The following is an 18,902-nucleotide window of genomic DNA, read 5'->3' as shown; positions in this document are numbered from 1 at the left end:
TCAGACCAGAGGGGAGGCGCGGGGGTTGAGGGCCGGCCACTGTTGCCTCGGTGTCGGCTGGTTGATGGCGGGCGGCGCTGGCGATGGTGCGAAATTCTGGTTGGGGACCAGCAAGCGTGGCGGGTGGCCAGGCAATGCCAGCAACGGTGCAGCACCAGAGCAGCACCAGCAGTGCTGCATGCTGGAGTGATCATCGCCTTGCTGCCCGAGGTCGATCTTGCCCAGGGCCATTATTGCGGGATTGGCCTTGGACCCGACACTCGAACAGAAGGCGCCCCACAGCAGTTGTTCGGCCGGGCCCTTGGGGGCGGCGGACGCCAACGGCATGGCCAGCAGATTGAACAGCACTGCAAAGCAGGCGATCCAGGCAATGGCGGGCCGATGTAGGGACATGGAAAGATCCGGTCAGGAATCAGAGGTGGCTATTGTAACGCCCAGTATAGGGAAATTTACCGGGGGTGCGGTGAAGTGCCGCACACCCGGTGCACATCAGGCCTGCTTGTTGCGGCCCATCAGCCCGCGCACGGTTTCTTGCAGGTCGGCGGGCAGCACCACGACCTTGGCGTTGTCGCTGCTGGCAAGGCTCTCCATAGCGCCGATGTAGCGCTCGCCGAGCAGGTACATGGCCGGCGTGATTTCGTTACCGACGGCTTCCTTGACCAGGGTGATCGAACGCGCCGAGGCTTCAGCGAGGTTGATCTGTGCTTCCGCGTCGAGCTTGGCCGCCTGCTGGCGCGCTTCGGCTTCGAGGATGGCCGCCTGCTTGGCGCCTTCGGCACGGGTAACGTCAGCTTTACGCTCACGTTCGGCTGCAGCCTGGCGCTCCATGGCCGCCTGCATGTTCTGCGACGGCTTGATGTCCTGGATCTCGACCGAGCGCACGGTCACGCCCCAGTCTTCGGTTTGCTCGGACATGGCTTCGCGCAGGCGCGCCTTGATCTGTTCGCGGCTCGACAGCGCTTCGTCCAGGTCCATGGCGCCGACAATGGCGCGCAGCGAGGTCATGGTCAGGCTGGTCACCGCGAAGGAGAAATCCTGCACGCCGTAAGCGGCCTTCTGCGGGTCGACGACCTTGGCGAAACACAGGGCGTTGGCGACGATCACCGCGTTGTCGCGGGTGATGATTTCCTGCTGTTGCACGTCGAGGATGATGTCCTTGGTCGGCAGGCGGTAGGCGACCACGTCCATGTACGGGATCAGCAGGTTCAGGCCCGGCTTGAGGGTGATGTGGTAACGGCCCAGGCGTTCAACGATCCACTCCTCGCCTTGGGGTACGATGCGTACGCCCTTGAACAGGGTGATGAGGACGAATGCGGCGATCGTGCCGACGACGATAAGGCTGGTCATGAGTCAATCTTTCCTTTTACTGATCAGGCCCGGGCAACCCGGGCGGTATTGCCTTCGATGGCAGTCAGGCGCACGCGCTCGCCGGCCGGGATCTCGGCATCGGCGACGCACACCCATTCTTCATTGCCGAGGATGGGCTTTTGAAAGCGCACGCGGCCCTTGTGGAATTCGGACACCGTGGCGGTGAGCAGGCCGACTTCGCCGAGCACGCTGTCTGCGGTCCAGCGGGTATCCGGCTGTTTCTTGCGAAACACCTTGAACCACAGCAGCGTGGTGATCGACGAGAACACCACCCACAGCAATACCTGCATGTCGAGTTGCAGGCTCGGTGCGAAAAAGGCGATGAGCGAAACCAGCACGGCGCCGATGCCGAACCAGAGGATGAAGAAGGTTGGCAGGACCAGTTCGAGCACAATCAGGCCGAAACCGAACACCAGCCAGATCCACCATTGCATTTCCATATGGGTGAAGTCTTCCGAGGGAGGAGGGGTGCAGTGTAAGGCAGTGGAGAGGGATGGGCTATGGCGCAGGGTTGAGCCAGTCTTCCACACGCAGCCCCGGAACACGCAAAAACTCACGCATGTTGTTGGTTACCAGTAACAGCCCCAGAGAACGTGCATGCCCGGCAATCATCTGGTCATAGGGCCCAATCGGTGTTCCGGCTCTGGCCAGCTCCGCACGCAACTGACCGCTATGAGCGGCCGCGTGCTCATCGTAACTGAGGACTTCCAGGCGTGCGGCAAAGCCTTCGACTACGGCCAGGTTGCGCTCAGGCGCGGCAGACTTCTCGGCACCATAAGTCAACTCCATCAGCGTCACTGTGCTGATGCAAAGCTGCCTGTGGTGGCGATTGAAGGCCTCACGTATGGCCTGAGGCTTGTTCTTGAGAGTAAAGATGCAGATGTTGGTATCAAGCATGTACTTGAGCATCAGAAGCCCTCGCGCTCCTGATCGGCATTCTGCTCGCGCTCGGCCATGAAATCCGGACTGACGTCCTGCCCTTCGAACCAGCTGTCCCAGGCTTCGCCGGAGGGGGAAATAATTCGGGTTCGACCCACTGCGACTATATCCACGCGCTTCACATCCTCTGGCAGGGCTACGGATTTGGGCAGCCGTATAGCTTGGCTGCGGTTGCTCTTGAAGACGGCACCTTGCTCCATGATCCACCTCGTTGTATATGCCAAATGTATATCCAAGTTTAAAAGAGCACCGGCAACTGTCAACGGGATGTAGCTGAGCCCCCTGCAGGTACTGACGCAAGCGCTTGCAACAGTGCTTGGGTCGTCGAGAAGCTGCGAGTGGCAGGGGGAAGGTCAGGCCTGCGAAGCACCAGCACAGGCACACCACGTTCGCGTGCGACTTGCAGTTTGGGCTCGGTCGCCCCGCTGCCACTGTTCTTGCTCACCAGCACATCGATCTGCCGACGCTCGAACAGCGCGCGTTCGTCTTCCAGGTGGAACGGCCCGCGAGCACCGATCACTTCGCAGCGCTGGTTGCCGGGGCAGGCCTCAAGGGCGCGCAAGGTCCAGAACTGTTGTGCGGGAATCTCATCAAGGTGCTGCAGCGGTTCACGGCCCAGGGTGAACAGCGGGCGCTGAAACGGGCGCAGGGCTTGAATCAGCTCGCCCCAGTCGGCCACTTCGCGCCAATCATCGCCAGCCTGGGCGGTCCATGCCGGACGGCGCAATGCCCAGCAAGGCACGCCGGTGAGCTGTGCGGCACGGGCGGCATTGGCGCTGATCTGCGCGGCATAAGGGTGGGTGGCGTCGATCAGCAGGTCGATGCTTTCCCGGAGCAGGTACGCCGCCAAACCCTCTGCCCCGCCAAAGCCGCCCACCCGTACCTGGCAGTTCAGGTCAGTGGGCACCCTGCCGATCCCGGCCAGGCTGTAGACATGTTCCGGGCCCAGGTTGCGGGCGATGGCCAGTGCTTCGGTGACGCCGCCGAGCAACAGGATACGTTTCATGCAAAGCCCCCGGCATGACCGACAATACCGCCCTGGCGGTCAATGGCGAACACCTCGACCTGCACCTGTGCCGGCACCACGCTGCGGGCAAACGCCAGGGCGTGGGCACAGACCGCATCACCCAGGGCGATGCCGGCGGCGCTGGCCAGGGCCAACGCTTGCTGGCTGGTATTGGCCTGGCGAATCGAGTCTTGCAGGGCCGGGTCGGCGCCAATGGCCGCAGCCCAGCCGGCCAGTTGCGGCAAGTCGATGCTCGAATGGCGGCTGTGCAGGTCCATGTGGCCGGCGGCCAGCTTGCTGATCTTGCCAAAGCCGCCGCACAGGCTGAGTTTATCCACAGGTACCTTGCGCAGGTGCTTGAGCACTGCGCCGACAAAGTCGCCCATCTCGATCAGGGCGATTTCCGGCAGGTTGTAGACCCGGCGCATGGTGTCTTCGCTGGCGTTGCCGGTACAGGCGGCGATGTGCTGGTAGCCGTTGGTTTTCGCCACGTCGATGCCCTGGTGGATCGAGGCGATGTAGGCCGAGCAGGAGAACGGCCGGACAATGCCGCTGGTGCCGAGAATCGACAGGCCACCGAGAATGCCCAGACGCGGGTTCATGGTTTTCAGCGCCAGGCTTTCACCGTCCTGGACGTTGACCGTGACTTCGAAGCCGCCAGCGTAGGTATGTTCGGCCGCCAGGCGTTGCAGGTGCTCGCTGATCATTCGCCGCGGTACCGGGTTTATTGCCGGCTCACCGACCGCCAGCACCAGCCCGGGGCGGGTCACCGTGCCGACGCCTTTACCGGCAACGAAGCGCACGCCGGGGTCTGCCTGCAAGCGCACCTGGCTGTAGAGCAGCGCGCCGTGGGTAACGTCCGGGTCGTCGCCAGCATCCTTGAGGGTGCCGGCTTCGGCGCCGTCTGCCATCAGGCGGCAGAACTCCAGGCGCATCTGCACCACCTTGCCCTTGGGCAGGGTGATGTGCACGGCGTCATCGCTCTGGCCGGCAAGCAGCAGGCGAGCCGCCGCCAGGCTGGTGGCGGTGGCGCAGCTGCCGGTGGTCAGGCCGCTGCGCAGCGGCGCGGGTTGTTCGCGGGTTTCGTCACGCATCGACAGGCTTGACCGCTTCTAGCAGGGTAATCGGCAGGGCCTGGCGCCAGGTGTCGAACTCGCCCAGGGGCTGCGCCTGGGCGATATGGATGCGGGTCAGCTCGCCACCGTGCTGTTCGCGCCAGTTGACCAGGGCTAGCTCGCTTTGCAGGGTCACGGCATTGGCCACCAGGCGTCCGCCGGGGCGCAGTTGCTCCCAGCAGTGTTGCAACACGCCTTCGCGAGTCACGCCGCCACCGATGAAGATTGCATCAGGGCGCTCCAGGCCTTGCAGGGCAAGCGGCGCACGACCGCAGATCAGTTGCAGGCCAGGCACGCCAAGGGCATCACGGTTATGTTCGATCAACTGCTGGCGGCCTTCATCGGACTCGATGGCCAGCGCCCGACAACTGGGATGGGTACGCATCCACTCGATACCGATAGAACCACTGCCGGCGCCAACATCCCAGAGCAGTTCGCCCGGTTGCGGCGCCAGGCGTGCCAGGGTGATGGCGCGTACATCGCGCTTGGTCAGTTGGCCATCGTGTTTGAAGGCGCTGTCCGGCAAGCCGGCCAGGGGCGACAGGCGCGGCGCATCGGGCGCGGCCAGGCATTCGATGGCAATCAGGTTCAGGTCGGCAATCTGCGTGTGCGGCCAGTCTGCGGCCGTTCCGCCCAGGCGACGTTCAGCACTGCCGCCCAGGTGCTCGAAGACCTGCAGCCGGCTCGGCCCGAATCCGCGTTCGCGCAGCAGGGCAGCGATGGCTGCCGGGCTGCTGCCATCGTTGCTCAACAGCAGTATGCGCTCGCCGCTGTACAGGTGGGCATTGAGCGCAGCGAGCGGCCGGGCCACCAGCGACAGCGTCAGGACCTCCTGTAACGGCCAGCCCAGGCGCGCGGCAGCCAGGGCGCAGGAGGAGGGCATCGGCAGGATGCTCATTTCGTTGATATCCAGCCGCCGGGCGAGGCTTGCGCCAACGCCAAAGAACATCGGGTCGCCGCTGGCCAGTACGCACACCGGCTCGCCGCGCAACGCCAGCACCGGCGCCAGCGAGAAGGGGCTGGGCCACCGCAGGCGTTCACCGGTAATGCAACGGGGCAGCAGGTCCAACTGGCGCTGGCCACCAAACACCCGTGAAGCGCCCAGCAGAGCACGCCGGGCCTGCTTGCCCAGGCCGCTGAAACCGTCTTCACCGATACCTACTACTGTCAGCCAGGGCGACATGGATTTCCTCAATTCTACGCAATCCGACCGGCAGGCTTTTCATGCCTTCGGACAAAGCAGGCATAATACCGCGCCTTCTACACTGAAGTGCCTTTTCACGATTGCCGGGTGACCTTTTGAACCAGCCTGTATCGGCCCACCAGCCCCAAGCTTCGCTGCGTCCCTCGGCCTGTCCGGGGTTGTGGCGTATTGTCCAGGCGCTGGACGGCGGGATCTGCCGAATTAAGCTGGCTGGCAGTGCGTTGACGGCGGACCAGGCCGATGCCGTTGCCACTGCGGCCGAGCGTTATGCGGGCGGTGACATCGAAGTCACCAACCGCGGCAACCTGCAGATTCGCGGCATCGGCTGCGACCACAGCGCACTGATCGAGATGCTGCTGGCTGCCGACCTTGGGCCACGTGAGGCCGCCGGCGACGATGTACGCAACCTGATGCTCAGCCCCACCGCAGGCATCGATCCGCAGATGCTGTTCGACACCCGGCCTTTGGCCCGGCAACTGCTGCAGGCGCTGGAAACCACCCCGCGCTTTCATCAGCTCTCGGCCAAGTTCGCTGTGCAGCTGGATGGCGGTGAAGCCTTGGCGATGCTCGATCACCCCCATGACCTGTGGCTCAGCCCCCTGAAGCTGGACGGCGAGCTGTGGCTGGCGTTCGGCTTGGCGGGTTGTCCGGCCAAGGATGCGCCGTTGGGCGCGGTGCCGCTGACGCGGGGGCATGAGCTGGTGCTGGCGGTGCTCAAGGGGTTTCTCGACCTGGCCCGGCCAGAGCAGGCGCGGATGCGCCAACTGTTGACTGAGCATGCGCCAGAGGCATTTATCGCCGGGTTGGCTGTGCCGGTCCGCGTTGATGCGGTGGTTGGGCAATGGCGTCGTGCGCAGGCCTCGGCGAGTTATCTGGGGATTTATCCACAGCTGCAACACGGCTTGAGTGCCGTCGGTGGCGCAGCGCCCCTGGGTCGTCTGAACCCATCGATGCTGCGCGGTGCGGCCCGGCTTGCACGTGAGCAGGGCGACGGTACCCTGCGTATGACTCCGTGGCAGGGCGTACTGCTGCCCAACATCGCGCAGCGCCAAGCCGAGGGCGTCAGCGCCAGCCTGGCCCGCTTGGGCCTGCTGGTCTGCGCGAAAGAACCACTGTCGCGCCTGGTCGCCTGCACCGGTTCCGCCGGCTGTGCCAAGGGCCAGGCCGACACCAAGGGCGATGCCCGCCTGCTGGCCACTTTGCTGGCCCCCGGAGCCCCGGCCAGCGTGCACCTGAGCGGCTGCCCGCGCTCCTGCGCCATGGCCCATATCGCCCCGGCGACCCTGCTGGCGCAAAGCCCCGGCCGCTATGACCTGTTTCTGCGTGACGCAACCCAGCCGGGCTTCGGCGACCTGCGTGCACGCAACCTCACACTGAAAGAAGCCGGCGCATTGCTAGACGCCTGCTCACGGAGCACCCTTGATGATTGATTACATCCGCGATGGTCAGGAGATCTATCGCAATTCCTTCGCGATCATTCGAGAGGAAGCCCGGCTTGATCGCATCCCGGCCGATCTGGAAAAACTCGCGGTCCGCGTGATTCACGCCTGCGGCATGGTCGATGCGATCGATGGCCTGCAGTTCTCCCCGGGTGCCGGCAAGGCCGGGCGCGATGCCCTGGCCGCCGGCGCGCCGATCCTCTGCGACGCGCGGATGGTCAGTGAAGGGATTACCCGCGCGCGCCTGCCAGCCAACAACCCGGTGATCTGCACCCTGCGCGACGAGCAGGTCCCAGAGCTTGCCCGTGAATTGGGCAACACCCGCTCGGCGGTGGCCCTGGAGCTGTGGCGGCCACACCTGGAAGGTAGTGTGGTGGTCATTGGCAACGCGCCGACCGCATTGTTCTACCTGCTGGAAATGCTCGATGCCGGCGCGCCGAAACCTGCGCTGATTCTCGGCTTCCCGGTAGGCTTTGTCGGCGCGGCCGAGTCCAAGGCCATGCTTGCCGCCGACAGCCGTGGCGTGCCGTTCGTGATCATGCAGGGGCGTCTGGGCGGCAGCGCCATGGCCGCCGCGGCGGTCAATGCCCTGGCCACGGAGGTCGAATGATGCAGGCTCGTGGACGTTTGCTCGGCCTGGGCGTCGGCCCTGGCGACCCGGAACTGATTACCGTCAAAGCCCTGCGCCTGTTGCGCGAGTCGCCGGTGGTGGCCTACTTCGTCGCCAAGGGCAAGCGTGGCAATGCCTTTGGCATCATCGAGGGTCACCTGCAGCAGGCCCAGACCCTGCTGCCTCTGGTGTACCCGGTGACTACCGAAGTGCTGCCTGCGCCATTGTCCTATGAACAGGTCATTAGCGACTTTTACGATGCTGCCAGCCTGGAAGTGGCTGCTCATCTAGATGCCGGTCGTGACGTGGCGGTGATCTGCGAAGGCGATCCGTTCTTCTACGGTTCCTACATGTACCTGCATGATCGTCTGGCTGAACGTTATGAGGCGCAGGTGATTCCGGGGGTTTGTTCGATGCTCGGCGGTGCCTCGGTGCTTGGTGCGCCGCTGGTCTATCGCAACCAGAGCCTGTCGGTGCTCTCCGGCGTGCTGCCCCCTGAAGAGCTCAAGCGCCGCCTGGCCGATGCCGATGCTGCGGTGATCATGAAGCTTGGGCGCAACTTCCCCAAGGTTCGCGATGTGCTGGCCGAACTCGGCCTGGCGGAGCGTGCGCTGTACGTGGAGCGCGCGACCATGGCCAACCAGAAGATCGTGGCCCTGGATGAAGTCGACCCGCAATCGTCGCCGTACTTCTCGCTGATCATTGTTCCTGGTGAAAGGTGGCAAGGTTGATGACACGCAATGCACCGGCCATTGTCATTCTCGGCAAAGGCAGCCTGGCCACTGCCCGCAAGATTCAGCAGCTGTACCCGGACGCGCTGATCCATGGCCTTGAAGGCCGGGTCGAAGGCGCCGATCGCAGCTACCAGGAGTTTGGCGCCACCTTGCGCCAGCTTTATCAGCAGGACACGCCGATCATCGCCCTGTGCGCAGCCGGCATCGTCATCCGCAGCCTGGCTGGCCTGTTGCTGGAGAAAGGCGCCGAGCCGCCGGTACTGGCTGTGGCCGAAGATGGCAGCGCCGTGGTGCCGTTGCTCGGTGGCCTGGGCGGGGTGAATGTCATGGCCCGGGAAATCGGCGCCGGCCTGGGTGTGGCGGCAGCGATTACCACCAGCGGCGAGCTGCGTTTCGGTACCTGCCTGCTCAACCCACCCAGCGGTTATGCCCTGGCCGACCTGGAGCTGGGCAAGCGCTTTGTCTCCGATCTGCTGGCGGGTGAAAGCGTGCGCATCGAGGGCGCCGCACCCTGGCTTGAGCAGGCGCAGCTGCCGCAAAGCGAGCAGGCCCAGTTGGCCATTCATGTCGGCTGTGATGCGCGTGAAGCCTCGGCCAATGAGCTGGTGATCTATCCGCGTTGTGTGATGGTTGCGGTCAGTGAAGTCCTGCCGCAGCTGGCCCAGGCCATTCGTGATGGCTTGCAGGCTGCACGGATTGCCGAGCCGGCGCTAGCCTGCCTGCTGGCAGACGACGCGCACATGGCCAACCCGGCCCTGCATGCTGCTGCAGCCGAGCTGGGTGTGGTCGTGCGTTTTGCAGCGGGCGCGGGCGATGCCAGCGCCTTGGCCGCCCAGGTCATCCCGCAATTGCTGCCACCGCAAGCGGTAGCGGATGGCCTGGCCATTGTGGTCGTCAACCAGCCAATCGATGTGCAACAGATCGGCCGCGCCCGCGGTCGTCTGGCGGTGATAGGCCTGGGGCCTGGCGCCGCCGACCTGATGGTGCCAGCGGTCAAGGCCGAACTGGCCCGAGCCAACGATGTGCTCGGTTACGAAACCTATGTGCGCATGGCCGGGCCGTTTCGTCCGGAGCAGGTGCTGCACTGCACCGACAACCGTGAAGAAATGCAGCGCGCCCGGCATGCCTTCGAACTGGCGGCGCAAGGGCGTTCGGTGGTGGTGGTCTCTTCGGGTGACCCAGGCGTTTTCGCCATGGCTGCTGCAGTGCTCGAAGCGCTGCATGAATCAACGGATCCGCACTGGCACGCGGTGGAGCTGGAGATGCTACCCGGCGTTTCAGCTTCCCTGGCGACTGCCGCACAGGCCGGAGCACCTTTGGGTCACGACTTCTGCGTACTGTCGCTGTCGGACAACCTCAAACCCTGGTCGATCATCGAGAAACGCCTAGACCTGGCCTGCCAGGCCGATTTGGCCCTGGCCTTCTATAACCCGATCTCACGCTCACGGCCTTGGCAACTGGGCCGGGCCCTGGAAATCGTGCGCCAGCACCGCGCCGAGCAGACGCCTGTAGTCCTTGGCCGTGACATCGGTAGGCCAGGGCAGACGCTGAGGGTGGTCACGCTCGACGAACTGCAGCCGGACATGGTCGATATGCGCACCATGGTGCTGGTCGGCTCCTCGACGACCTGCGGCTTTGCCCGTGCAGATGGTGGTCAATGGATCTACACCCCGCGCTGGTACCCGGCTCAGGATTGAGTCTGTCAGGGAAGGCTTTCGATCCTGATCAACGAGGATGTCCCCACTAGTGTAAAGCCCCCGCCGATGACGCGCGGGCTTGTCACGAAAAGGACGCTTCAAGATGAACGACACTACAGAAATCCTGAGCACCAATACCGCCGCAGTGCTGGAACAATCGCTGATGGCATTTGGCGCTGGCATGTCGCTGCAAAGCCGCACCGACGTGAAGCATTCGTACCAGTTTGCATCCTTGGTCGCCAGCAAGCTGTATGACCAGGAAGGCCAGGGCGAGGCCTGGTTCAAGCAGTTTTTGAAAGTCCTGCAGGATTGTGGCTGGGTCACTGCACGTCGCAGCTATGAGCGCGAATTCACTTCTTCCAAGACGCTGACAGTCGGCGCTGTCGCCGCCAAGGCGCTGGGCGCTGTGGGGACTGCGGTGATGGGCGGCCCTATCGGCATAGCGTTGAACAAGCTGACCAACGATGCAATGGCCAAGCTGGGCCAGATCGATCAAGCGCAGAAACTGTTCGACCGCAACGTAAAGAGCAAAAAGACCGCCAACCTCGGCCTGGCTTCTTGCATCGAAACCTCCGATGGCGAAGTCGTCCTGGCCATGAGCTGCATGCATTCCGACTCGTCTGCCAAGGACCTGGATGTCTTCGTGCTCGAATGGAACAGCAGTTCTGCCCAGTTCTACACCGGTACGGCGGCACTCTCGTTCAATAAATCTGTGTATGAGCGTGTACGCGCCACCATCGAAGAAAAGCTCGGCGAGCGCGCGATCAACAACGTACTCGACTACGAGATCTGACCGCTCTGGGTGGCTCGCCCGTCGAGCCACCTTGCCATTTCGGTAACAAGGATGATGGAAATGGACGACTACTCGGTATGGACGGCCGGAGGCACCCTGCTGCTGTTCGCGCCCGGGGTACCGCCTGGGCAACGTCAGGCGGTACTCGATTCACTGCTGTACTCCCAGTTGCGCGCCAACAAGGTCGTGGGGTCGCGCTTTTTGCTTTATCCGTCATGGTATGGGCAGTACCGCAAGGAGCTGTCAGCCTGTGGCTGGCTCATCACCCAGTTCTTTCATGATGCTCAGTCTGCAAGCGCCCGCTCGGTGCTGGCGCCCAGCCAGCCGTTGCGCCTGTGGCTGGACAGTCAGTGCGCGAGCGCCGACAGCATCATTGAACGAGGCCTGGCCACCTTGCAGGGCGCGCAGAGCAGCCTGGACGCTTTTCGTAGTTTTACTTTCCAGGGGCATGCGTGCGGCACACGGGTTGCCCTGGAGATTGGCCTGGTTCAGCCCGGTCCGCAGGTCCACTTGTGCAGTATTGCCTTGCAGACCTCGGCAGCGCTGGAGCAGGTCGGCATCGAGCGGCCATTGCTTGCGGGAGCACTGCAGGGGGAAATTCTCGTCAAGGGTCTGTCGGCGCAGCTGGATGAGCAGCAGTTCGAACCGCGACGTGCCCAGTTGCGAGTGCTGATTGAGCGCAAGCAGCAAGAACAACTCTACCTGTCCAACCCTGGCGATGTACAAGGAGGTGATCATGAGTAACCAGCAGGCGGCAGTGATTGGTGCAGGCCTTATGTCGTTCATGCCCGGCCTGACGCCGGCGCAGCGCGGTTCGGTGACGCTGGCAGTGCTGCAAGCCGAGCGGGAAACGCAGTTCGTTCATGAGCAGGGCCAGGTTGAAGACTGGTACAGCTACTACAAGAACAAGCTGAAATATTATGGGTGGGACGCGGTACCACCCAGAGAGGTGCATTGGCCGGGTAACGAGCGATCGGAGATAGTCGATAGCGCACTCAAGGCCATCTCGGCTGTCGCTGGCAGCCAATATGCGCAGTCGACCGAGCTGGCATTGCAGGCGCTCAAGCGAGACACCGGGGCCTTGCTGCATTTTGAGCAACGAACACGCCAGCATGGGCTGTTTCAGCTGTTGCCGTGTGCACCGGCCAGCAACGGCTCGGTGGACATGGTGCTGTATCACGAGGTGCTTGAGCAGTCGCAGGTCAGTGCCGGTTTTCTGTTCAGAAAGCGCAGGCAGCAGCGATTCATGGCCGAGCTGGTGCGCTTCAACACCCGCCTGTTCGATCAACAGTTCAGAAGCAAGGTAGAACGAAGCCTGCAGGCGGTCAGCGTGCGGGAGATCCTCGAGTTGCAGCTCTAGGGCACCAAATAACCCTTGATCCCGGTGAAGATGATCTGCGCCGCCAGGGCGCAGACAAACAGCCCCATCAGCCGGCTGACGATCTGCAAGCCCTGATCACCGAGAATCCGCTCGATGCGGTTCGACAGGTACAACACCAGGCCCACGGTAAAGCTGGCCAGGGCGATACTGACGATGGCCAGCAGTTTGTCGTCCCAGTGCGGCTGCCCCACCCCCATCACCAACAGCGCACCGATGGTGCCGGGGCCGACCGTCAGGGGGATGGTCAGCGGCACGATGGTCACGTCCTGCTGGACGTTGTCGGTCTGCACCGCCGATTTGCCCTGGGCCATGCCCAGCGCGGAGATGAACAGCACGCTGCCGGCGCCAATGCGAAAGGCGTCGACGGTAATCCCGAAAATACCGAAGATCGCTCTGCCGAACAGGTACAGCAGGATGCTGGCCACCAGCACGGCGATCGCGACACGCCAGGCCAGTTGCTTACGCTCCTTGCTGGAGTAGCCGCGGGTCAGGCTGATAAAGCAGGAAAGCACAAAGAACGGGCTGTAGAGCACGAGCATTTTCAGGTACACGCTGAACAACTCATGGAGCATGGTCGAGGCTCGCGTCTAAGGGGAGTGAGGCAAGTGTATGCGAATTACTGGGTTGGAATCTGACTTGATTGGGCTTCGCGACGTGCCACCCAATGTTCAATCAACTCACGCAATTGCGACAACTCTACCGGCTTGGACATGTGTCCATCCATGCCGGCCAGGCGCGCGCGCTCCTTGTGTTCGGCGAGGATGTGCGCGGTCAGGGCGACCACCGGCGTGCGCCGGCGCTGGTTGCTGACTTCCCAGATGCGCAGTTGCTGGGTGGCCGAGAAACCATCGAGCACCGGCATTTCGCAGTCCATCAGGACCAGGTCGTAATGGTTGGCCTTCATCGCCTGCAAGGCCTCTTCGCCATTGCTGGCGGTGTCTGGCTCCAGGCTGAGCTTGCCCAGCATGCCGCGAATGACCTTGGTCGAAATGCTGTTGTCTTCGGCGACCAGAATGCGGAAGTCGCTGGGCAGGTTCAGCGGCGTCGACAGGTTGGCCTGCAGCGGGATGCTCGGTTGGCCTTTGCTGCGCTGGGCGAGCTCTTCGGCCAGGGTGGTCTTGAGGGTGTATCCGGCCACGGGCTTGGCGAGGATGCGTTTGACTCCGGCATTGCGCGCGATGATTTTGCTCGGCGCATTGCTGATGCCGGTGAGCATGATCAGCAGGATGTCGTGGTTGAGGCTCGGGTCTTCCTTGATCTTCGCGGCCAGTTGCATGCCAGTCATGCCGGGCATGTTCTGGTCGAGCAGCACGGCGTCGAAATAGTCACGCAGGTGCGCCTTGGTGCGCAGCAGGGCCAAGGCCTCCTTGCCCGACGGCACGGCGCTGACATTCATGCCCCAGGCGCTGCACTGCTGTACCAGGACCTTGCGGCACGTGTCGTTGTCGTCCACCACCAGCACGCGAGCGCCGCGCAGCGGGCCGTCGAGATCGGTAGGCGGTTGTTCGAGGCGCTGGGCGTCTAGCGGCAGGGTCATCCACAGGGTGTTGCCCATGCTGTGGCTGGTCTTGATGCCGAATTCGCCGTGCATCAGCGTGATCAACTGTTTGGCAATCACCAGCCCCAGGTGGCCGCCGAGCTTGTTGCTGGAGAGGAAATGCTTGCTGTGCAGCTCGGCCTGCAACAGTGCTTCACGCTCCCCCGGGGCAATCGGCTCGCCACTGTCTTGCACGGCAATGCGCAGGCGTGGGCTGTCACCGCGCTGGTCGAGGGCGACCACCAGCAGAATCTCGCCGTGGTCGGTCTTCTTCAGGGCGTTTTCCAGCAGGCTCAACAGGGCCTGGCGCAGGCGGGTCGGGTCACCGCTGATGACGCGCGGTACCTGTGGCTGGGTGAAACTGATCAGTTCGATGTTCTGCTGTTCGGCTTTGGCCCGGAAGATGTTCAGGCAATCTTCGATCAAGGCATTGAGGTCGAACTGCACATCGTCTAGCTCGATCTGCCCGGATTCGAGCTTGGAGATGTCGAGGATCTCGTTGATCAGGGTCAGCAGCTCGTTGCCGGCGCTGTGGATAGTCTGCACGTAGTCGCGTTGCTTGACCGACAGCGGCGTGCCGAGCAGCAGCTCAGTCATGCCCAGTACGCCGTTCATGGGCGTGCGGATTTCATGGCTGATCTTGGCCAGAAACTCGGCCTTGGCGTTGATTTCGGCGTTGCTGGCCGCCAGTTCGCGGCTGGCGCTGAAGCGCTCCTCGCTGATGCGCCGCAAGCGTTCACTGACTGCAAGGTTTAGCAACAGGCCGCTGACGCTGGTCAGCCCCAGCAGAATGAACAACAGCCATTGGGTCGGCGTGCGGGTCAGGCCGAGCAGGGCCGGCAAGACCAGCAGGCAGCCGATGTTGAACGCCAGCATGGCCAGGGCAAACAGTCGCGCCGGGGCATAGCCCTTGTGCCAATGGTAGCTGGCCACCAGCAGCATGCTCAAGGTGCTCAGGGCCATCAAGCCGTAGGTCATCAGGTTCAGCGGCAGGGTGTCGACGAACAGCAGCAACAGGCCGCACAGCGTCACCACCAGCATTTCCACTTGCAGCAGGCGGCTCAGGCGCGGTTGTTCACAAGGCTTGAAGAAGCGCAGGGTGAAGGTCAGGCCGGCCAGTGACGCCAACAAAGCGGTGAGGTAGGCCGCCGGTGTTTGCGCCGAATGCCAGAGGCTCCACCAGGGGCCGCTGAGGTTGAGCAGGATCAGCGCACTGAGCAGCATCAGCCCGTGGTAGACCGCCAGCGCCAGGCTGGTGCTGGAGCGCGAATAGGCATAGCGGATCAGGTTGTGCAGCATCAGCATCAGCAGGCAGCCGAACAACAGGCCGAAGAACAGTGGCTGGCGCTGGTCGGCAGCGGCATGGGCGGCGGACTCCAGGCTGATGGCCGGGCGCAACTGATGCTCCGAAACCAGGCGCAGGTAGACGTCCAGGGTTGTCGGGCTGTTGGGCAACGCCAGCACATGGTCACTGCTGCGCAGGTACGGGGTGCCGCTGTCGTTCTGCCGACCACTGTGGATCTGCTTGATCAGCCGGTCGCCCTCAAGGGCATAGAGGTCAAGGCGCGACAGGTCGGGGGCGAAGACCCGCAGCAGTTTTTCCTGCTGCCCGGGTTCCAGGCGGTAGTGCAGCCACAGCGCCTGGTCGGGCGTGGCGGCGTTGAGTTCGTTGAGTTCGAGGGGGCTGAACTGGTTGCGGTAGCGCTCGGAACGTATGTCGCTCAGATGCAGGCTGGCCTGGTCGTCGAGCAAAACCGCCCAGCCACTGCCTTGTTCGGCCGCAGCCGGGAACAAGCAGAGCAGGGTCAGCAAGCTGACGGTAAGGCCAATGGCGATCCTGAGCCAACGCACGACGAAATCCCTTCTTAGCTAAATGCCGGATGATAACTATGCGCGGCGGGCCAAGCCGAAGGCAAGGCCCGTGGCGGGCCCTGTCGACGAGCCGGGGGCAGGACGCTTGCCGCGGCGCTGCCCACTGGCGCTATTTTACTGCTGATGTTCACCGCGCTCGCGGGCAATGGCACGGTAGCCGATGTCCTTGCGGTAGAAGCTGCCTTGCCAGTTGATCTCGGCAGCCAGGCGGTAGGCTTGTTGCTGGGCGGATTCGACGCTGCTGCCCATGGCCGTGGCACAGAGTACGCGGCCGCCGGTGGCAACCACCACGCCGTCCTTGAGTGCGGTACCGGCGTGGAAGACTTTGCCTTCCAGCTTCGCTGCAGCGTCCAGGCCGTTGATCGCAGCGCCTTTGCTATAGTCGCCAGGGTAGCCGCCGGCAGCCAGGACCACGCCCAGGCTCGGACGCGGATCCCACTGTGCTTCGACCTTGTCCAGGGCCTTGGCGAAAGCCGCTTCGATCAGCAGCACCAGGCTCGATTCCAGGCGCAGCATGACCGGCTGGGTTTCCGGGTCGCCGAAGCGGCAGTTGAACTCGATGACTTTCGGGTTGCCGGCCTTGTCGATCATCAGGCCTGCATAGAGGAAACCGGTGTAGACGTTGCCTTCTTCAGCCATGCCGCGCACGGTTGGCCAGATCACCAGGTCCATGACGCGCTGATGCACTTGGGCGGTGACCACTGGCGCTGGAGAGTAAGCGCCCATGCCGCCGGTGTTGGGGCCGGTGTCGCCGTCGCCAACGCGTTTGTGATCCTGGCTGGTGGCCATTGGCAGGACGTTGTGGCCGTCGACCATGACAATGAAGCTGGCTTCTTCGCCGTCGAGGAATTCCTCGATCACCACGCGCGAACCTGCGTCACCGAAGGCGTTGCCAGCGAGCATGTCGCGTACGGCCTCTTCGGCTTCGGCCAGGGTCATGGCAACGATCACGCCTTTACCGGCGGCCAGGCCGTCGGCCTTGATCACGATCGGCGCGCCTTTTTCACGCAGATAGGCCAGTGCAGGCTCGATCTCAGTGAAGTTCTGGTAGTCGGCAGTCGGGATCTTGTGGCGGGCCAGGAAGTCCTTGGTGAACGCTTTGGAGCCTTCCAGCTGGGCAGCGCCCTTGGTCGGGCCAAAGCAGTCCAGGCCGCGGCTGCGGAACAAGTCGACGACACCGGCAACCAGCGGACCTTCAGGGCCGACGATGGTCAGGGCGACATTCTTTTCGGCGAAATCGGCCAGTTGCTCCAGGGCGCTGACGTCGATGTCGACGTTCTCGCACTTGGCTTCGGTGGCGGTGCCGGCGTTGCCTGGGGCCACGAAGACTTTCTCGACCCGAGGGTCCTGAGCGACTTTCCAGGCCAGGGCGTGTTCACGACCGCCGCTACCGATAATCAAAACTTTCATGTCAAAACCTCGATGAAGCTAATTCGGATAATGCTGGTAGGCGGGGCTCTTGTGGGAGCGGGCTTGCCCCGCGATGCGCTGTAACTGACAGATCGCAATCGCGGGTCAAGCCCGCTCCCACAGAGCCTGGCACCAGGTCCTGGTATCAGTGACGGAAGTGACGCATGCCGGTGAAGACCATGGCAATGCCGGCCTCGTCAGCGGCAGCGATGACTTCGGCGTCACGCATCGAACCACCTGGCTGGATCACCGCAGTGATACCGACCTTGGCTGCGTTGTCGATGCCATCACGGAACGGGAAGAACGCATCCGAAGCCATGACCGCGCCCTGTACCTGCAGGCCAGCATGCTCGGCCTTGAACGCTGCAATGCGGGCGGAGTTGACGCGGCTCATCTGGCCGGCACCGACACCGATGGTCTGACGGTTCTTGGCGTAGACGATGGCGTTGGATTTGACGAACTTGGCCACTTTCCAGGCGAAGATCAGGTCGTTGATTTCCTGCTCGCTCGGCGCGCGCTGGGTAACCACTTTCAGGTCGCCTGCGGTGATCATGCCGATGTCGCGGCTCTGCACCAGCAGGCCACCGGTGACGCGCTTGAAGTCCCAGGCAGCGGCGCGCTCAGCCGACCACTCGCCGCAGGTCAGCAGGCGTACGTTGGCCTTGGCTGCGACGACAGCGCGGGCTGCGTCGCTGACGCTCGGGGCGATGATGACTTCGACGAACTGACGCTCGACGATGGCCTTGGCGGTTTCAGCGTCCAGCTCGCGGTTGAAGGCAATGATGCCGCCGAAGGCCGACTCGGTATCGGTTGCGTAGGCCAGTTCGTACGCCTGGCGGATGCCGCCTTCAGCGTCCGGGCTGACCGCCACGCCGCACGGGTTGGCGTGCTTGACGATGACGCAGGCCGGTTTGACGAAGCTCTTCACGCATTCCAGCGCGGCGTCGGTGTCCGCCACGTTGTTGTACGACAGCTCTTTGCCCTGCAGCTGCACGGCGGTAGCGATGCCGGCTTCGGCCGGTTTGGCCTCGACATAGAACGCCGCGCTCTGGTGCGGGTTCTCGCCGTAGCGCATTTCCTGGGCCTTGATGAACTGGCTGTTGAACGTGCGCGGGAATTCGCTGCGGCTTTCAGTGCTGAGGGTGTCAGCGGCCTGGTTCACGGTGCCCATGTAGTTGGCGATCATGCCGTCGTAGGCAGCGGTGTGCTCGAAGGCCTTGAGCATCAGGTCGAAGCGCTGGGCATAGGTCAGACCGCCGGCCTTGAGGTTATCCAGCACCTGGCCGTAGTCGCTGGCGTTGACCACGATAGCGACGTCTTTGTGGTTCTTGGCCGCCGAGCGGACCATGGTCGGGCCGCCGATGTCGATGTTCTCGATGGCGGTCGGCAGGTCACAGCCAGGCTTTGAGATGGTGGCTTCGAACGGGTAGAGGTTGACTGCGACCAGATCGATCGGCTTGATCCCGTGCTCGGCCATGATGGCGTCGTCGGTACCGCGACGGCCGAGGATGCCGCCGTGGATTTTCGGGTGCAGGGTTTTGACCCGGCCGTCCATCATTTCGGCGAAGCCGGTGTAATCGGCAACTTCCACCGCGGCAACGCCATTGTCCTGGAGCAACTTGAAGGTGCCACCGGTGGACAGGATCTCGACGCCGAGCTGCTGCAGCTCACGGGCGAATTCAAGGATCCCGGTCTTGTCGGAGACGCTGATCAAGGCGCGGCGGATCGGCAGGCGGGTAGTCTGGTCGGTCATTTCAGATTCCATAACGCGGTGAAGTCAAAAAAAGGCGACCTCAT

The 18,902-nt window shown here is 63.3% G+C and carries 19 protein-coding genes; 7 read left to right on the top strand and 12 right to left on the bottom strand.

Features of this window, described 5'->3' with window-relative positions:
• From M5G17_RS04555 to cbiE, 8 genes are all read right to left on the bottom strand, one after another.
• A complete protein-coding gene (locus M5G17_RS04555; protein WP_273891827.1) occupies nt 1–393 on the bottom strand; it encodes a DUF2946 domain-containing protein in 393 nt (130 codons plus the stop codon).
• Between the two features lie 96 nt (nt 394–489).
• Nucleotides 490–1,347, bottom strand: a complete 858-nt coding sequence (locus M5G17_RS04550; protein WP_273891825.1) for an SPFH domain-containing protein — start codon at nt 1,345–1,347, stop codon at nt 490–492.
• Between the two features lie 23 nt (nt 1,348–1,370).
• Complete coding sequence (locus M5G17_RS04545; protein WP_130262917.1) at nt 1,371–1,808, bottom strand: NfeD family protein; 438 nt, start codon at nt 1,806–1,808, stop codon at nt 1,371–1,373.
• 58 nt (nt 1,809–1,866) lie between these two features.
• Nucleotides 1,867–2,277 carry a type II toxin-antitoxin system tRNA(fMet)-specific endonuclease VapC gene (gene vapC / locus M5G17_RS04540; RefSeq protein WP_273891824.1) on the bottom strand — a complete coding sequence of 137 codons (411 nt, stop codon included), beginning with the start codon at nt 2,275–2,277 and terminating at the stop codon, nt 1,867–1,869.
• A complete protein-coding gene (vapB, locus tag M5G17_RS04535) occupies nt 2,277–2,507 on the bottom strand; it encodes a type II toxin-antitoxin system VapB family antitoxin (protein WP_130262919.1) in 231 nt (76 codons plus the stop codon). The genes vapC and vapB overlap by 1 nt, the downstream gene beginning before the upstream one ends.
• 59 nt (nt 2,508–2,566) lie before the next feature.
• Complete coding sequence (locus tag M5G17_RS04530; RefSeq protein WP_273891823.1) at nt 2,567–3,313, bottom strand: cobalt-precorrin-6A reductase; 747 nt, start codon at nt 3,311–3,313, stop codon at nt 2,567–2,569.
• Nucleotides 3,310–4,407 carry a cobalt-precorrin-5B (C(1))-methyltransferase gene (locus M5G17_RS04525; RefSeq protein ID WP_273891822.1) on the bottom strand — a complete coding sequence of 366 codons (1,098 nt, stop codon included), beginning with the start codon at nt 4,405–4,407 and terminating at the stop codon, nt 3,310–3,312. Before M5G17_RS04525 ends, M5G17_RS04530 begins: the two co-directional genes overlap by 4 nt.
• The gene (gene cbiE, locus M5G17_RS04520; RefSeq protein WP_273891821.1) at nt 4,400–5,611 is read right to left on the bottom strand and encodes a precorrin-6y C5,15-methyltransferase (decarboxylating) subunit CbiE; all 1,212 of its coding nucleotides are present in this window, start codon (nt 5,609–5,611) and stop codon (nt 4,400–4,402) included. Before cbiE ends, M5G17_RS04525 begins: the two co-directional genes overlap by 8 nt.
• A 116-nt stretch (nt 5,612–5,727) precedes the next feature.
• Between cbiE and cobG the strand changes: the two genes are divergently transcribed.
• The 7 genes from cobG (at nt 5,728) to M5G17_RS04485 (ending at nt 12,265) form a co-directional block, all read left to right on the top strand.
• Entirely contained in the window at nt 5,728–7,062 is a 1,335-nt protein-coding gene (gene cobG, locus M5G17_RS04515) for a precorrin-3B synthase (protein WP_273891820.1), read from the top strand.
• A complete protein-coding gene (locus tag M5G17_RS04510) occupies nt 7,055–7,681 on the top strand; it encodes a precorrin-8X methylmutase (RefSeq protein WP_123565000.1) in 627 nt (208 codons plus the stop codon). Before cobG ends, M5G17_RS04510 begins: the two co-directional genes overlap by 8 nt.
• Nucleotides 7,681–8,412 (top strand): precorrin-2 C(20)-methyltransferase, encoded by a 732-nt coding sequence (locus tag M5G17_RS04505; protein WP_273891890.1) that lies wholly within the window; start codon nt 7,681–7,683, stop codon nt 8,410–8,412. The genes M5G17_RS04510 and M5G17_RS04505 overlap by 1 nt, the downstream gene beginning before the upstream one ends.
• Nucleotides 8,412–10,112: a precorrin-3B C(17)-methyltransferase gene (cobJ, locus tag M5G17_RS04500; RefSeq protein ID WP_273891818.1), complete on the top strand. Its 1,701-nt coding sequence runs from the start codon at nt 8,412–8,414 to the stop codon at nt 10,110–10,112. The genes M5G17_RS04505 and cobJ overlap by 1 nt, the downstream gene beginning before the upstream one ends.
• A gap of 103 nt (nt 10,113–10,215) precedes the next feature.
• On the top strand, nt 10,216–10,905 hold the full coding sequence (locus tag M5G17_RS04495; RefSeq protein ID WP_273891816.1) for a hypothetical protein: 690 nt from the start codon (nt 10,216–10,218) through the stop codon (nt 10,903–10,905).
• Between the two features lie 60 nt (nt 10,906–10,965).
• On the top strand, nt 10,966–11,649 hold the full coding sequence (locus tag M5G17_RS04490) for a hypothetical protein (protein WP_273891815.1): 684 nt from the start codon (nt 10,966–10,968) through the stop codon (nt 11,647–11,649).
• The gene (locus tag M5G17_RS04485) at nt 11,642–12,265 is read left to right on the top strand and encodes a hypothetical protein (RefSeq protein WP_273891814.1); all 624 of its coding nucleotides are present in this window, start codon (nt 11,642–11,644) and stop codon (nt 12,263–12,265) included. The genes M5G17_RS04490 and M5G17_RS04485 overlap by 8 nt, the downstream gene beginning before the upstream one ends.
• Here M5G17_RS04485 and M5G17_RS04480 read toward each other — a convergent pair.
• The 4 genes from M5G17_RS04480 to purH form a co-directional block, all read right to left on the bottom strand.
• Nucleotides 12,262–12,858 (bottom strand): MarC family protein, encoded by a 597-nt coding sequence (locus M5G17_RS04480; RefSeq protein WP_130262929.1) that lies wholly within the window; start codon nt 12,856–12,858, stop codon nt 12,262–12,264. The genes M5G17_RS04485 and M5G17_RS04480 overlap by 4 nt on opposite strands.
• Nucleotides 12,859–12,902: 44 nt before the next feature.
• A complete protein-coding gene (locus M5G17_RS04475; protein ID WP_273891812.1) occupies nt 12,903–15,674 on the bottom strand; it encodes a hybrid sensor histidine kinase/response regulator in 2,772 nt (923 codons plus the stop codon).
• Nucleotides 15,675–15,809: 135 nt separating this feature from the next.
• On the bottom strand, nt 15,810–17,105 hold the full coding sequence (purD, locus tag M5G17_RS04470; protein ID WP_273891811.1) for a phosphoribosylamine--glycine ligase: 1,296 nt from the start codon (nt 17,103–17,105) through the stop codon (nt 15,810–15,812).
• Nucleotides 17,106–17,250: 145 nt separating this feature from the next.
• On the bottom strand, nt 17,251–18,858 hold the full coding sequence (purH, locus tag M5G17_RS04465) for a bifunctional phosphoribosylaminoimidazolecarboxamide formyltransferase/IMP cyclohydrolase (protein ID WP_273891810.1): 1,608 nt from the start codon (nt 18,856–18,858) through the stop codon (nt 17,251–17,253).
• Between the last annotated feature and the right edge of the window lie 44 nt (nt 18,859–18,902).

The sequence above is a fragment of the Pseudomonas rubra genome, from assembly GCF_028656935.1.
GTDB lineage: Bacteria > Pseudomonadota > Gammaproteobacteria > Pseudomonadales > Pseudomonadaceae > Aquipseudomonas > Aquipseudomonas rubra.
This window is presented reverse-complemented; position numbering and strand designations above follow the sequence as displayed.